This window comes from Telmatobacter sp. DSM 110680 (assembly GCF_039994875.1).
Taxonomy (GTDB): domain Bacteria; phylum Acidobacteriota; class Terriglobia; order Terriglobales; family Acidobacteriaceae; genus Telmatobacter.
Genome location: NZ_CP121196.1, coordinates 4,611,973 through 4,627,134, shown reverse-complemented (window position 1 = coordinate 4,627,134; position 15,162 = coordinate 4,611,973). Strand labels below are relative to the sequence as shown.

Below are 15,162 nucleotides of genomic sequence, written 5' to 3'. Positions count from 1 at the left end.
GGGGCAGCAGAGAGTGAGTGATATGGAACAGTAGTCCCCGCCTTGTGCTCCGCTTTGACAGAAAGCTCGTCCATCTCTGTAGAAAGTCGTCGTTATCTGCAAAGGTAACCACCATCTGAAACACTCTTCCCAACCCATGCACTGGAGCCGCGTCTAAGGGTTAAGGCGGTATCCTTTCTCCAACATGCAGGTACGCGTTCTCTCTTTCGGCATCCTCAAAGAGTCTCTCGGCTCTGTCCCTTTCGTGCTTGATCTTCCCGTCGGAGCCACGGTCGCCGATCTGCTGGCCCGTCTCGGCGTTCAGGCCCCCATGGTGGAGACTCTTGGCATCGCCGTCAGCGTCAACGCCGAGTATGCCGAGCGCTCCCATGTCCTGAATGAAAGCGACGAAGTCGGCCTGCTGCCTCCAGTCTCGGGTGGCTCGGGCGCCGACTCCGTTGGACAGACCACAGTTGTTCGGCTCGCCCGCGAGCCCATCGCCGCCGACGCCTTGGTCACCGCCGCCAAACAAGGCGAAGACGGAGCCGTGGTCGTCTTTGATGGCATCGTACGCAACAACTCCCGCGGCCGCCGGACCCTCTATCTCGACTACGAAGCCTACGAAGAAATGGCCACGAAGCAGATGAACGAACTGGCCCGCGAAGCCATCACCCGCTTCGGCATTCGTCACGTGTCCATCGTTCATCGTCTCGGCCGATTGCACGTAGGCGAGACCAGCGTGCTGATCATCGTGGCCTCAGCACATCGCGCGCAGGCCTACGAAGCCAGCCGCTGGCTCATCGATACTCTCAAGAAAACGGTGCCCATCTGGAAGAAAGAAACCTTTGTTGACGGAGCGGTATGGGCCGATGGTGAGCCCTTTCCCCCGGGTTACGCCGTGGAGGGCGCCGATGGCCCTTCCTCGTAAACGTCTCGCAATACTCTCGCTCTGCTTCTCGCTCCTCGCCGGTATCGCTTTCCGCCTCGTCGCCCAGGAAGACAAACCCTTACGCCTCGACGTCAAGCTGGTCAACATCTTCGTCAACGTCACCGACAAGTCGGGCGCGATCGTCGGCGGTCTCAGCAAGGACGACTTCAAAATCACGGAAGACAACCGTCCGCAGACCATCGCCAATTTCGAGCGCCAGTCAGAAATGCCGCTCAACCTTACCCTCGCCATCGACACCAGCTCCAGCACATATAAAGACCGCGCCATCGAACAGCAGGCCGCCAAAAAGTTTGTGCATGCCCTTTTGCGCCCGCAGGACCAGATGAGCCTGCTCGAATTCGATACCTTTGTGTCCGAGCTGACCCGCGGATTTACAAACAAGGAGACTGAGATCGATCGTGGCCTCGAACACATGCGCGGCGAAGGTGGCACCGCGCTCTACGACGCCATCTACCTCGGGTCAAAATCCCTCGGCAAGAGAGATGGCCGCAAGATTCTCGTGCTGGTTACCGACGGCGGAGATACCGTAAAGGGCTACACCTACGACGAAGCAATCGAAGAGGCCCTGCGCAACGAAGTCATGATCTACTCCATCATCGACGTCCCCATCGCCGCCAGCGCCGGCCGCGACCTCGGTGGCGAGCACGCGCTCATCCAGCTCTCAGAGGACACCGGTGGAAAGCACTTCTACGTTGACGCCGGCGGACTCGACAAGGCTTTCGCACAGGTAAGCGCAGACCTCCGAACTCAATACTTGATCGGCTACTATCCCCGGAATCAGGAACCCGGAAAAGAATTCCACCACATCCAGGTCACTGTGCCTCGCGCCGCCACTGAGTCCTTCAACATCCGCCACAAAACCGGCTACTACGCCGACCCGCAGAAAAGCCGCGACTAGCCCCGATTCTTACCCAAGCCGTCTCTCGATCAGCTGTTTCAAACATCATTCCGAGCGAAGCCGAGGAACCTGCAGTTGCTCCTCCCCTGCAGTTGCTCCTCCTCCGCTTCAATCCCCACAACCCAGGGTGCCCCATCCATGACGCGCATTTTGCGTCACGTGTGGGAAAGCACGACCCTGTGTACCTTTCTCCATCTAATGATCAAATCCAAGCGCCATTCGGCCCGGCATTCCGCTAGCCTTCCGCCGTCGTAGGATCGATCGTCGTCGATATCTCCGAGATCACATTGGCCGGAAACCCTCCCAGCTCCGCGTGCTCCCGGATCATCTCCTCATTCGGAGACCGATAGATGCAGTAAATTTTGTCCCCGGTCACAAAACTCTGGATCCATTGAATCTCAACCCCGAGCTTGCGCAGCACGCTGCAGGACGTTTGCGAAATGTCCTTCAGCTGCTGCGCATTCAATTCACCCGCACCCGGAACTTCGCGCTCAATCACGTACTTAGGCATTCTGGCCTCCCTATGTTATTTTCGGCAGCGCGATTAAACGGCAAAGTCGGCGATACCGTTTCCTCCGCGTGTTTGAAAGGATCACTTCACCGTGACCTTGAACTTCATCCAGGGATGGATGCAGCACTGGAACAGGTGTTCGCCTTTCGAAAGGTTTGTAACCTGGAACGTGCTGCCCTGGAGGATGCGGGTTCTGGCCACGGCGATGTTCTTGAAACCGCCCACACACTCGGGAACCGTCTCCTGCCCCGGTGCATTGAGGCCGTCGATAAACCCGCCACCAAACTTCGCAACTTCGGTAAACGTATGCGGTTCGCCGCCCTCGTCGACAACACTCAGAACGGCGCCGTCCCTTATCTCGGCTGAGTCGGGCTCAAAGTCCCAACCCGGATCGGGCTCTCCTTTGGCTGCGCCGGCAAACAAGTCCGATAGCACAGTCGATGCGCCAAGAGTGACGTTCTTGCAGAAATCCGGTCCCAGAGCGCTATCGAAAGTGGCCGGGTCACATTCGTCAAGCGCCACGACTTGAACGATACGGGGTTTTTCCTGTGCATTCGCGCCCGTTGTAAAGCCAAGAGCAAGAGAAGCGAATAGGGGTGTTGCAATACGCCACACGAAGTTCATTCTCATTGGGGATCTCCTTCGACAACTGCGATTTGCGCAACCGATGGTCGCGACTAGCGAATCATGCTCCTGGGCTCGTTCTCTCTCAATAGCGCGCACCTGTCGAACCTCTTATTTTTTTCTGTTTTTTCAAGCCCCAGAGCCTCACGAAGATAACCACGAAAACCGCGAACGGTGTAGAATCTGTCCACCCGACGAGGGGGTTCGCGTGGGATCAAGCCCGGCTGGAACACAGGAATCGATCAAGTTCGGAAAAGACTTTGAGGTCGATCTGCGTTCCTTCGAGCTTCGCCATGGCGGCCGTGCCCTCAAGCTGGAACGCCTGCCCCTGCAAGTTCTTGTCATCCTGATTGAACAAAAGGGCCAACTCGTTACGCGCGAAGAGATAGCGGAAAAAATCTGGGGCAAAGATGTTTTTGTCGATACTGACAACAGCATCAACGGTGCTGTCCGTAAGATCCGCCAGGCGTTGAAGGACGATCCCCAACAGCCACGCTATGTCGAAACCCTCAGCGGAAGAGGCTACCGGTTTATCGCTCCAGTATCCGACGCAGGCCACATGCCCGCGCCCCTCCAACTGGTCGCAAAGCCTCAGCCATCCCATACAGACTCCGCACCGGCGCGCCCCCTTGTCGAACCAACCAGTAATCAACCCGATCTGCCGCCCGCATCCATCACACCGGCACGCCGACGATTTCCGTTGTGGATCGCGATCATCTCCTGTTGTGCCATCGCCCTCGGTGCCTGGTTTGCCTGGCAACACTTCTACGGCAAAGGCGCGACCCAATCCATTCACTCCATTGCAGTGATTCCGTTGCAGAATCTCTCCGGCGATCCGGCGCAGGATTTCTTCGCCGACGGAATGACCGAAGAACTGATCACCGAGCTTTCCCGGATCGATTCCTTGCGCGTCATCTCCCACACCTCTGTCATGGAGTACAGGGGCACCCGCAAGCATCTGCCGCAGATTGCAAGCGAACTCGGCGTGGATGCCATCCTCGAGGGGTCGGTCATCCGGGAAAACAACAACGTGCGCGTAACAGTTCAGCTTCTGGACGGCCCTGCCGATCGTCACTTGTGGGGCGAAGAGTATGAACGTCCCCTGAACGGAATACTGAATCTCCAGCGGGATGTTGCCCAGGCGATCGCGCAGGAGGTTCGTGCAAAACTCAGCACAACCCAGCAGGCTCGGCTTCGCGAGGCACACGTAGTGAACCCGGCGTCCTACGACGCCTATCTCAAGGGGCGATTTTACTTTGACAATGGGTTCACGAAACCCGATTCGCTTAAGAAGGGGCGTCAGTACTTCGAAGAGTCGATTCAAAAGGATCCGAATTTCGCCCAGGCTTACGCGGGACTTGCGAATACCTACCTCTATTTAGCGTTCACAGGAGTTTTGCCAAAGGATGAGGCCTATCAGTCTGCCAAGAAGCTGTTAGCCAAGGCAGTGGAACTGGATGACGGCGTCGGCGAAGCACACGACACGCTTGGCGTGCTGAAGTCGGAATTTGAATGGGATTGGGAGGCCGCCGATCGCGAATACAATCGCGCCATCGCCTTGGCGCCGAGCTACAGTTGCGCGCATGAGTCTCGCGCCGGTTTCCTCGCCCTTTTTGACCGGCGGGACGAAGCCCTCGCCGAACTCGCAAAAATCGATCAATTGGACGCCGGTGTCGGTTCGGCGGATTCCGAAGTCGGAGTTTTTTATTTGCTGCGGGATTACCCCAGCTTGATTAACGCGAGCAACAGAGCGCTGCTTCTGGACCCCAACCAATGGTTCCTTCACTACAATCTCGGTGTCGGCTATGAAGGTACGGGCAAACTTCAGGAGGCGATTTCTGAGTACAAGAAAGTAGTCGAGATGTCCGACGATCCTAAGGGCTCCGTGGCGCTGGCACACGCCTATTCCGCAGTCGGTAAGAAAGCTGAGGGGGAACAGATCCTTCGCGATTTGGAGCGCAAGTTAAAAGGAACCGCCGATTCGCCCTTAACGATGGCAGGAATCTATGCCAGCCTCGGTGAAAACGACAAAGCCTTAGAATTCCTGGAAAAGGCAAATTCAGAGAAGTCTTTGAATCTGCCTCAATCCCTGAAGTCCGACTTAGTTTTTGACAGTCTGCATTCCGATCCCCGATTCCAGGATCTTGCCCATCGCGTGGGAATTCCGCAGTAATTCTGTCCCGCCGATCAGCCGGAAGTAGATCGCGAGACGCCGAGGAGTACCGCGCCGGAATGGCAATCCCTTCGCGCATCCGGTCTCCCTCAACCTGCTGAAAACGCTCGCAAGATATTTCTCCGCACTTTGCAGAGAATTACCCGTCGTTGGCGCACAATCCAGTCATGAGCAAAATCCCGTACTCCAGATTCCCCTAAATCGAGCACTCCGATAGATCTCAAACGGGGTACCCCCCTCCCCCTTATGTAGTTTCTCTTTATCTTCGCTTTTGTTGATATAAATCTATATACATCAATCACATGAAGGTGAAATCAGGGCCGAAAACTGCACATTAAAAGGTGCATTTGCTGATGAAGGTGCTCCAATCAAATTTTGGAAGAACTCAGGATTTGCACACCACTGTGTACACAGGTTCATTGCAGCTTGCCGGTGAGGAAACGAACCTGAGACATCGATTCCTCAGTGCTTCAGTGCCACGTCATTCAGCTTTCCAATTCGTCCATGCGGACCGACAACAAAAGGAAGGGAAAGCGCGTTCCAGTTCCGGTCCGCATCCGCAGCCTCATGCCGCGCCGCATCCGGCCGCAGCGCACGCCAGTTCTTCCCGTCGTCCGAAGAAATGTCGGTGCCGTTGGGTCCGACGGTTACCCAGGTTTTGCTGGCCGACTCATAGGCAACGGCAGAGCGGTAGCCTTGGGGTTGAGTTTTGGCGGCGGTCCAGCTTTTGCCGCCGTCATGAGTAAAGGCTGCCGTTAGATTTTGCAGATTGGGTTTGGTGTAGTCACCTCCAACAGCCACCCAGCAGCACCACTCTCGATTCTCGATAGAAAAAGCGCCTGAGGCCGGAGAACCGCCGCTTAACGGCAGATGCTGGACAGAGAACATTCCTCTCATACTCGTGTCTTCGCTATAAAAAATGCGCGCGCCGACAGGTCCACCGGTAACAAAACCTGTCCCAAAGCTCTCATCTAGCAGGAGTGAAGAATTGCTTGCAGCAAACGCACCTTCGTCTGTTCCCGCATCGAGGCCTTTCGCCTGCACTCGCTCCCACGTCATCCCCTTGTCTTCTGTCTCCCACAACGCAAATTTTCCCGAAACCGGATCACCCAGAAGCTCACCGTCCTTGTCGAAGCGATTAAGGACGATCGCATCCCAGAATCCATCCTTGTCCGGATTGGTAAAAATCAGATTCCACGAATGGCAACCGTCCGTAGTCTTGTACAACCGCGACAGGTCGCCTTTGCCACTGGACATCACAATCGCTGTATTCGCATCGAACGCCTGGATCCCGCGAAAATCCAGCTTCTCCGCGCCGGGCGGAACGGTGCACGATTGCCACACGTATCCACCATCTTCGGTCCGCAGCACCGTGCCATTGGTTCCTGAAGCCCAAGCGATTCCGTTGCCGATCGAGTGAATGCCGCGCAGATCGGCAGTGGTGTTTGACGTTTCAAGCGTCCATTGCCCGTGAACCGGTGTCACCGCGAGAATCGCCAGAAGCATGACCACTGTTCGCATGAGAATCAGTGTCCGTCACACTCGTACCTTCGGGCAACTCACATGCGTGTCCGGCGTGGTTACATAACCAATAGGGGATGGCGCGGCTAACCGTCCGCGTTACTCTTCCAATGGAGAAACCCAATGACTTTGCAAGAGCTGGTAGAAGAACTCGGCGGAAGCATAGTGCAGGGCGATCCTGAGTGGATGGTCGACGGCGTGAACTCGTGCGAGAAAGCCGGAGCCTTCGACCTGGCGTTTGCTGACTCCGATGCGTCGGTTTCCGCGGCGTTCCAGGGCAACGCAGGCGTAGTCGTGCTCAAGCCCGGTGCGGTCGGCCAATATCCGCGCGGCAAGTGCATCATCGAGTCAGAGCAACCGAAACTGTGGTTTGCCAAAGCCGCGCAGCTCGTCAAGAAGCACACCCACGTTGCCACCATTGCTCATTCGGCCGTGGTGGCTCCAGATGCGAAGGTCGACCCGGGCGTGCTGGTAGGGCCATGCGCCGTCATCGGGACGCATGCGCGGATCGGCGACAGAACCATCATTGGCGCTGGAGTGGTAATCGGCGAGAACGTAACCATCGGGATGCATTGTCACATCTTCCCGCGCGTCGTGATCTATCCCGGCACTACGATCGGCGATCGCGTGATTGTGCAGGCAGGCGCAGTACTGGGCGGCGACGGTTTTGGCTATGTACGCGACTCCGTGAGCGGCGCCTACACACAGTTTCCGCAGCAGGGCACCCTCACCATCGAAGACGATGTGGAGATCGGGGCTAACTCCACCATCGACCGCGGAGCACTGGAGGAGACGCGCATCCGGCGGGGCACAAAGATCGACAACCTGGTGCACGTCGGCCACAACTGCGACGTGGGCGAGCATGTGATCCTCGTAGCCCTGACCGGGATCTCCGGTTCAAGCACGATCGGCAACGGCGCTGTCCTTGCCGGTCAAGTCGGCATCGGCGACCATGTCAACGTTGGTCCAGGAGTCATTCTCGGCGGCCAGGCCGGGGTGTTCAGTGGTAAAACCATCACCAATGAAGGACACAGGCCCGGCACCGTGATGTTCGGAACGCCGGCGCGTCCGTTGAAGCAGGTACTGCGCGAACAGGCGCTCCTGACAAGATTGACGAATGAGGCAAGACCCGGAAGGAAAGATCAAACGCCTCAGTCGAGCTGAAATGACGTCTGCGAAAACGTGAGGGGGGCATGCATGATCCGACGCGCGATCCCACTGTTGCATGTTTCGAATGCGGCTGCGGCTGTCGAGTTCTACTGCCACGGCCTCGGATTCCAGCTTGAATTTCAACATCGCCCTGAAGGTGTAAGCGACGATCCATGCTACATGGGCATCACCCGCAATGGTGTGTGGATTCATCTTTCCTCGTTCAGCGGCGATGGCGTCGCAGGCGGAGTGGCAAACTTGATTGTGAACGACGTTGACGAACTCTATGGAGAGTTCACTGCGAGGCACGTACCTATCGATACGCCGCCAGTCAACCAGACGTGGGGCAGCCGCGAGATGTATGTGAAAGATGCGGACAGGAATTGCCTGCGCTTCATCGCATAACTAAATTTCCAGCCATGGGAGCAATTTGAAGTAATGCAGATGAGACTCGCGTGGCAATCGTAGTCGTTGGCGGCAGTACCAAAGACATCGGCAAAACCTCGCTGGTCTGCGCGATCATCTCCGAGCTTCGTGACCGTGAATGGACGGCTGTAAAGATCACTGGCCATAGTTATGAGCCACGGCTTTCCGCATCCAGCTCACAGCAAGAATCCACTGGAGCAATTGTCTGGGAGGAAACCACATCCGGGCAGGCCACCGATACGTCTCGCTATCTAGCCGCCGGCGCCCGCCGCGCATTGCTGGTCACTCGACATGGACCAGAAGTTCCTATCGACGAGATTCACGCTGCGACACAAGAAGATCGCAACATCATATTCGAGTCCAACCGGATTATCGATGTGCTTCCCGTCGATCTTTGCGTCGCGGTCGTGGGTCGATCGGAGGAAAGCAAGCCAAGCTATTTGCGGTTGTTGAACAAAGCGGATGCACTGGTGACCTTTGATGGATTGCCAGTTGATTCAACAGATCTGCGTGCTGGTATTCAGTGCTTCAATCTAAAATCGCTCGATCAACTTTCCGACGCAATGGTGACCTGGATGCGATCGCGCCTGTGCATCGTTGATGACCCTTTTTGAATTTGCGGACTATTTATCGGCAGGAAAGGGCGCGGTCTTGAATGAGCCATCGCGCTGCTTCATCAGAATCTGCACCTTGCCCTCGGCCTCATCGAGTTCTTTTTTGCAAGCGGCGGAAAGGCCTACACCTTCCTCAAAGAGCTTAATCGAGTCTTCGAGGCTCAAATCGCCCTTCTCCAACTGGTCGACGATGGTTTCGAGTTTCTTCAGCGATTCTTCGAAAGATGGCATGGTGGATTTTGGTGCTTCCTGCACTATTGTAAGACTGGAAACTCGCCAATCGGAAATAAGTCTGCCGAGGATGGGATCGATGCGCGGATGGATGCTTGCAATGCTGATGTTTGCTGGGATGAGCGCAGTTGCGCAATCGCCGGAGATATGGAATCAGGTAAATCCGCAGATCGATTTGCCCCAGTTACCGTCTGTTACACCGAGCGATACCCAACTCAAAGCGATCGCCGCACTGTTGCGCCGGGTGGACAAGAAGGACATCTGGGAATGCGAGGGAAACGACCGCGACGAGATGATCAAAGGGCTAACTTTTCAGGCCATACCTCTTGCGCCAGAACACAAGGTTCTGCTGGCGCAGGCCGGTGAAGGATGCGCACGCGGCGGCCAAGGTTCGAATGGTGCCATGTGGCTGATTCGGTTCAAGGGCGGCGTGCCGATTCTAATGGCATCGCCCCAGCGCGGGTTCAATGGCTGGCTGTATGCAATCCAGGCATCCGCGAGCCATGGCTATCGTGACATTGTGCTTGGGTGGCACATGGGTGCCGATGAGGCTGTATTGAACTACTTCCGCTTCGATGGCAAGTCCTATGTTGCAATAGGCAGTGCGACCAACACCGAAGGCAAGATTGTTCCGGGCGTTCAGTGAATACACCCTCCACCGATGCTTCACTCGCGGAAATGCGCGCTTGGCAGTCTCGGTGGATTTTGTAATTCATGATATTCGCCGCGCCAGCAGTGATCGCGCTGTTTATGCATCCGTGAGACACGGGGCTCGTGGCTCAGATTTGCTTCGTCCTCAGGATGAGAGTTGTGAAGCTTCCGGCAGTACGCTGGCGATCACTTCCGCGGCTGCGGTATATCTGCCGAACGGAGCGCTTACCTGGACGCCCTGCACCATCGGTCGCACAGCTTCCAGCATCTCCTGCGCGATGAGGATACCTTCCTTGCGGGCGGCATCCGGTGTGTTGGCCTGGGCCATGCGCAGCATGATTTCTTCGGGCATGGAGACGCGCAGATCGTTCTTCATGAACTCGGCGTTGCGCAGACTGGTGAGCGGCCAGATGCCTGCGATGACCGGAATGCGGTGACCTTCAATGCGGTTGAGGAATTCTTCAAGCAGGCGTAGGTCAAAAACCGGTTGCGTAATGGCGTACTCGGCTCCCGCTTCCACTTTGTAGTAAAAGCGACGAAGTTCGTGCTCAATGTCGGGCACGCCTGGATTGGCGGCAACACCGATGGTGAAGTTGGTGCTGGCGCCGATGGAGTTTGCGCCGATGTCAAGGCCATGATTGAGCCGGCGCACAATGTTTACAAGGCCGATAGCATCCACGTCGAATACCGCGGTTGCGTCAGGGTAGTTGCCCAGCTTGGGCGGATCGCCGGTAAGGCAGAGAATATTGCGCAGCCCGATCGAAGAAGCGCCCAGCAGGTCAGACTGGATGCTGAGCACGTTGCGGTCGCGACAGGTGTAGTGAAGGATGGTCTCGATACCGGTGTGCTGCTGAATCTGAATGCTGAGGCTCTGCGCACTCATGCGTGCGGAGGCGCGTGGAGAGTCGGGCACGTTGATGGCGTGGACGCCCAGTTGAGCGAGCAGCTGTGCGCCTTCGATTTCCTTGCTGCAATTAATGCCTTTGGGGGGAACGATTTCAACCAGCGTGACAAAGCTGCCCTGTTCGATCAGCGAACCGATGCGCGAACGCTGGCCCAGCGGTGAAGGCGGTGTTTCAGTGGAAATCTCTGCGTGCTTGTCGCCATCCTTAACACGGGCCTGGGCGTCGATGGCGCGCATCGCCGAGCGCATGGCGCGAATGTGGTTGGGCGTGGTGCCGCAGCATCCGCCGACAATCTGCGCCCCGGCCGCAATGGCCTTGCGCGCAAAGCTGGCCATGTATTCCGGCGAGCAGAGATAGATATTGCGGCCCTCGATTGCGCGAGGCATGCCGGCATTGGGCATGGCGGCTAGCGGCAACGATGTGGCGCTGCGCATGGCCTCGATGGCCGTAAGAACTGTGGAGGGTCCGGTGGAGCAATTGACACCAATGGCTCCGGCGCCCCATTCCGTGAGCAGGGCAGCGGCCTGTTGTGGCGATGAACCGTCCAGGCAGTTGCTCTCGTCGTCAACCGTGACCATGACGAGCACCGGCAAGTGAGGTGCTGTCTCTTCAGCAGCCAGCAGGGCTTCCCGTGCCTCGTTGAGTGCAGGCATAGTTTCGATGATGAGAAGGTCAACCCCGGCATCGGCTAATGCGCGAATCTGTTCGGCAAAGGCGGCGCGTGCCTCGTCAAGACCTGTCTTGCCCAGCGGCTCAAGCCGCACGCCCAACGGCCCAATGGACCCGGCGACATACGCGGTGCCAGCCTGCTTTTCCTTCAGGTGTTCGACTGCCTGCCGGGCAAGCTTGACGCCGGCGGCATTGATCTCGGCAACCTTCGAGGCGAGGCCATGGCGCGTGAGGCGGAATTTGTTGGCGCCAAACGTGTTGGTTTCAAGAATCTCGGCGCCCGCCTGCAGATATTCCTCATGAACTGAGAGGATAAGGCTGGGGTCAGACAGGTTCAGTTCATCGTAGCAACGGTTGATGAAGATCCCGCGGGCATAGAGCACCGTACCCATGGCGCCATCGGCAAGCACGGGACGGTTGGAAAATATATCGGCGAACTGAGCCATTCACCCTCAATGCTATCGCATGGCTTCTGGGATGTATTGGATTGTGAGGTGAACGGTGACTTGCGCGGGCTCGAATGCGCCCCGGACGCATTAACTCGAACGAGCGGGTTGCTTTGTTATACTTCGAGAGTCAAAAGCTATGCAGAACCGGTCCAGGATGAGTCAATTTTGAGGCCCGGGTATGCGGCAATCGCCATTCATTTTGTCCATGTTGCGGCTACAGCCGTGCAATCATTCGCGGCCTGTCCGCGCCGGTTTCGAGGGAAGCGATTTTGAAGAAAAGAAGTCTTTGCTTGAGTGCCGCAGGTGCCTTGGTAGCGGCAATCGTGCTTGCGGGATGCGGTACCACGACCTATTTTGCGGGTAGAACGCTACCCCCCAGCGGCCTCACCAATCGCGTTCTTATCAGCATCCAGAACCCGAGTATCGCTTCGACGGGCGCTCTTACCTTCGTCGACGCCTTTTACGATATTCGTTTCAGCTACAACCAGAAGGTTGGAGGCTTCAGCATTTCGGGGTACTCCGGGCAGTTGCCGGTCACCATTCAGAACATGCCTGAAGAGCAACTTGGAGCGATTTATGGCGCAGGGGACGGTTCACTGCATGTAGTCAACTATCAAAAGGAGTCGGACAGCGGCGCTCAAAAAGGTCTGAATGGCCTGTCTTCAAGTGTCTTTATCACGCGCAACGGCAGCTACATTTTTGCTGCCAGCCAGCAGTCGACCGTGCTTACCGTAATCGACAACACAAGCGGAGGTACATACGCATTGAGTTTGCCCGGCGTCTATCGGGTCAGCGTCAATCCCGGTGGCTCGGCCGCAGTGGCTTTTGTGCAGAACTCCAACTACGCTTACTACGCGCGAAAGCTGACTGCGAGTCAGACTCTTGCCTATTCTGGTGGTTCGAGCACATGGCCCAAAGCTGCCGTAGATTGCGAGCCGCAGAATGGTCCGGGCTGGTGCCTCTACCAGATGCAGAGCCCCGACAACACGGATGCTACCGGAACACCCTACGGCGCACCTCTTGTCTTCGACCGTCCAGTTAAGGCCGTATTTTCAGCAGACGGCAACACTGCGTACGTGTTGAACTGCGGGGCGGAATGCGGCGGCTCGACTTCTTCGGTTTCAGTATTCCCGACGGCCCCGCTGATCTACCTCACCGGTCAGGGCTCCGGCAAATTTCCAACGAACAACGCGTTGCACAGCAACTGTGCCACCACGCCGAATGCAACCTCCTGCACTTTGGCAATCCCAGGCGGATCAAGCAATGCGCTGGTTTCGACAAGCATCATGTACGTGGCGGGCCAGCAACTGCAACCGGATGGCCTCTTTACCGGCAATCTCACTGTCGTTAATTTGGCCCCGACCGCGTCCGGCATGCTTTCGGCATCGAGTCCCGTTTCTATCAGCGATGGTGCACCGGGCGCGCCCAGCCGCCTGCTTCTAGCCGACGACAATACCCTGTGGATCGGCATGACAAAGTGCAACAATGGAGAGCGCTACGCCAAGGGAATGCCCTACGGCTGCTTGACGATGTACAACACAAGCAGCAACTCCGTCACGATGCTTGAGCCCTACCTGGGCGACCTGACCGGCATTGCTGGAGTAACCGGACTACATAAGGTGTACGTAGCGCAAGGCGGCCAAGTGTACATCTTCCATACGACCGATGGCTCGTCAATCAACAACCAGTATGTGAGCGTTACCGGAGTCGCGTCAGACGTGGCATACATGGACGCCCACACCGACGGCGACAATACCGTCTACTAGCCCATCATGCCTCTGATTGAAGAAGCCGATCGTCAGCCTGCAGATGTGCTGGCGATCGCTGCTCATCGCGACGATGTGGAACAAACTTGCGGCGGAACACTTTTGCGAATGGCCGCGCGCGGGCTGCGTACCGCAATTCTTGACCTGACCAGGGGCGAGGCGGGAACGCGCGGAACCGCCGAAGACCGCGCCCGAGAAGCCGACGAGGCTGCAAATCTGCTTGGTGTGAGTTGGCGGCGGGCCCTGGATCTTCCTGACGGCGCCATCGAAAACACTTTCGAAAACCGCATCAAGATCGTGCGCGTACTTCGCGAGATTCGGCCTCGTGTGGTGATTCTGCCATATTGGCAGGCTCGCCATCCAGACCATGCCATCGTGGCTTCGCTGGGTTACGAGGCTTGCTTCCTATCGGGACTCGCAAAAGTCGAAACCGGATCAGCTCCTTACCGTCCATTCAAAATTGTTTACGCCAGCCTGTATGCCGATGTGCGTCCCAGTTTCATTGTCGACATCACGCCGTTTATCGAGCAGCGGCATGCCGCGTTGATGGCATACAAATCTCAGTACGCAAATCAGGTTGCAGGCAGCGCGCTCTTTGTCCCGGAAGAAGAGATTCGAGAACGGACGTATGCAGAGGCGCGGCATTATGGCTTGCTGGCAGGTGTGAAATATGGCGAGCCGTTCGTGCAAAAAGAAGTTGGGCTGGTCGACGATCTCACGCTTCTGCCAGTGCAGACAATTTAAAGCTTTGCTCAGCTAAATATGTGCATAAGTGTTTTTTATCCCAACTCAAAACAAAATAACTTTGCGTTATAGGCTAAACCTCGATGAAACTGGGCTTGGAGGTTGCTGATAATGCAGACTTGGGATCCGCAGGCCTACGCGCAGAACGGCGCATTCGTGCACGGTCTCGCTGGTGACGTGCTTGAATGGTTGAACGCGCAGATAGGCGAGTACATCCTTGATCTAGGCTGCGGCGACGGACAACTAACCCAACGAGTCATAGCGACCGGCGCGCATGTGCTGGGAGTGGATGCGTCAGCGGATATGGTTGCGGCAGCGCGTGAGCGAGGAGTGGAAGCGGAGCAGGCAGTCGCCGAGAGACTTCCGTTTCACGACGCAACATTTGATGCAGTTTTTTCAAATGCAGCACTGCACTGGGTACGCGATCAGGGTGCAATGATGGCGCAGGTGCATCGCGTACTTAAGCCAGGCGGGCGTTTTGTGGCTGAGATGGGGGGCCACGGGAATATCGCTGCGATTCGGGTAGCGCTGATGGCTGTACTTTCGCGCCACGGATTCGGCGATCGCGAAGACGGCGTCAACTATTATCCGACGGCATCAAGCTACACAAAGCAGTTGAAGGATCACGGTTTCAGTGTAGATAAAATCGAGATAATTCCACGTCCTACAAAACTTGCGGAGAGCGGAATGGTGGAGTGGTTGCGCACGTTTCGCCGCGGGGTCCTCGAGGGGTTGCCGCAGAATGTGCGTGAAGCGGTTATCAGCGAAACATCGGAACTGCTTGCCCCGGTATTGCAGGACGAAGAGGGAAATTGGATTGCAGATTACGTGCGGTTGCGATTTATTGCCAGAGCATGATCGAAACTACTTGACGAAACGACGAGTAAGTAAAGGTGGGATTAG

15 protein-coding genes are annotated in these 15,162 nt (G+C 56.7%); 10 read left to right on the top strand and 5 right to left on the bottom strand.

Annotation, left to right across the window (positions count from 1 at the left end; all coding sequences use genetic code 11):
- Window positions 1–184 precede the first annotated feature (184 nt).
- Window positions 185–907 carry a molybdenum cofactor biosynthesis protein MoaE gene (locus P8935_RS19080; RefSeq protein WP_348261896.1) on the top strand — a complete coding sequence of 241 codons (723 nt, stop codon included), beginning with the start codon at window positions 185–187 and terminating at the stop codon, window positions 905–907.
- On the top strand, window positions 891–1,826 hold the full coding sequence (locus tag P8935_RS19075; RefSeq protein ID WP_348261895.1) for a VWA domain-containing protein: 936 nt from the start codon (window positions 891–893) through the stop codon (window positions 1,824–1,826). The genes P8935_RS19080 and P8935_RS19075 overlap by 17 nt, the downstream gene beginning before the upstream one ends.
- 235 nt (window positions 1,827–2,061) lie before the next feature.
- On the opposite strand, the gene P8935_RS19070 is transcribed toward P8935_RS19075, so the two are convergent.
- A complete protein-coding gene (locus tag P8935_RS19070; protein WP_348261894.1) occupies window positions 2,062–2,337 on the bottom strand; it encodes a DUF4242 domain-containing protein in 276 nt (91 codons plus the stop codon).
- An 81-nt stretch (window positions 2,338–2,418) separates the two neighbouring features.
- A complete protein-coding gene (locus P8935_RS19065) occupies window positions 2,419–2,967 on the bottom strand; it encodes a hypothetical protein (protein ID WP_348261893.1) in 549 nt (182 codons plus the stop codon).
- A 202-nt stretch (window positions 2,968–3,169) separates the two neighbouring features.
- On the opposite strand from P8935_RS19065, the gene P8935_RS19060 reads away from it, so the two are divergent.
- A complete protein-coding gene (locus P8935_RS19060; RefSeq protein ID WP_348261892.1) occupies window positions 3,170–5,134 on the top strand; it encodes a winged helix-turn-helix domain-containing protein in 1,965 nt (654 codons plus the stop codon).
- 462 nt (window positions 5,135–5,596) lie between these two features.
- On the opposite strand, the gene P8935_RS19055 is transcribed toward P8935_RS19060, so the two are convergent.
- Complete coding sequence (locus P8935_RS19055; protein WP_348261891.1) at window positions 5,597–6,655, bottom strand: YCF48-related protein; 1,059 nt, start codon at window positions 6,653–6,655, stop codon at window positions 5,597–5,599.
- 123 nt (window positions 6,656–6,778) lie between these two features.
- On the opposite strand from P8935_RS19055, the gene lpxD reads away from it, so the two are divergent.
- From lpxD to P8935_RS19040, 3 genes are read left to right on the top strand one after another with little or no spacing between them, the layout of a single operon-like run.
- Window positions 6,779–7,819, top strand: a complete 1,041-nt coding sequence (lpxD, locus tag P8935_RS19050; protein WP_348261890.1) for a UDP-3-O-(3-hydroxymyristoyl)glucosamine N-acyltransferase — start codon at window positions 6,779–6,781, stop codon at window positions 7,817–7,819.
- A gap of 18 nt (window positions 7,820–7,837) precedes the next feature.
- On the top strand, window positions 7,838–8,209 hold the full coding sequence (locus P8935_RS19045; protein WP_348261889.1) for a VOC family protein: 372 nt from the start codon (window positions 7,838–7,840) through the stop codon (window positions 8,207–8,209).
- Between the two features lie 50 nt (window positions 8,210–8,259).
- Window positions 8,260–8,844 (top strand): hypothetical protein, encoded by a 585-nt coding sequence (locus P8935_RS19040; protein WP_348261888.1) that lies wholly within the window; start codon window positions 8,260–8,262, stop codon window positions 8,842–8,844.
- Window positions 8,845–8,853: 9 nt separating this feature from the next.
- Here the strand turns inward: P8935_RS19040 and P8935_RS19035 are convergent, their stop codons facing one another.
- Window positions 8,854–9,075 carry an exodeoxyribonuclease VII small subunit gene (locus P8935_RS19035; RefSeq protein WP_348261887.1) on the bottom strand — a complete coding sequence of 74 codons (222 nt, stop codon included), beginning with the start codon at window positions 9,073–9,075 and terminating at the stop codon, window positions 8,854–8,856.
- A gap of 70 nt (window positions 9,076–9,145) precedes the next feature.
- On the opposite strand from P8935_RS19035, the gene P8935_RS19030 reads away from it, so the two are divergent.
- Complete coding sequence (locus tag P8935_RS19030; protein ID WP_348261886.1) at window positions 9,146–9,721, top strand: hypothetical protein; 576 nt, start codon at window positions 9,146–9,148, stop codon at window positions 9,719–9,721.
- 150 nt (window positions 9,722–9,871) lie between these two features.
- On the opposite strand, the gene P8935_RS19025 is transcribed toward P8935_RS19030, so the two are convergent.
- Entirely contained in the window at window positions 9,872–11,746 is a 1,875-nt protein-coding gene (locus tag P8935_RS19025) for a bifunctional homocysteine S-methyltransferase/methylenetetrahydrofolate reductase (RefSeq protein WP_348261885.1), read from the bottom strand.
- Between the two features lie 293 nt (window positions 11,747–12,039).
- Here P8935_RS19025 and P8935_RS19020 point away from each other — a divergent pair, with 293 nt between their 5' ends.
- The 3 genes from P8935_RS19020 (at window position 12,040) to P8935_RS19010 (ending at window position 15,117) form a co-directional block, all read left to right on the top strand.
- Complete coding sequence (locus P8935_RS19020) at window positions 12,040–13,515, top strand: hypothetical protein (RefSeq protein ID WP_348261884.1); 1,476 nt, start codon at window positions 12,040–12,042, stop codon at window positions 13,513–13,515.
- Between the two features lie 6 nt (window positions 13,516–13,521).
- Window positions 13,522–14,259: a bacillithiol biosynthesis deacetylase BshB1 gene (bshB1, locus tag P8935_RS19015; protein ID WP_348261883.1), complete on the top strand. Its 738-nt coding sequence runs from the start codon at window positions 13,522–13,524 to the stop codon at window positions 14,257–14,259.
- A gap of 111 nt (window positions 14,260–14,370) precedes the next feature.
- Complete coding sequence (locus P8935_RS19010) at window positions 14,371–15,117, top strand: methyltransferase domain-containing protein (protein ID WP_348261882.1); 747 nt, start codon at window positions 14,371–14,373, stop codon at window positions 15,115–15,117.
- The last annotated feature ends 45 nt before the right edge of the window (window positions 15,118–15,162 follow it).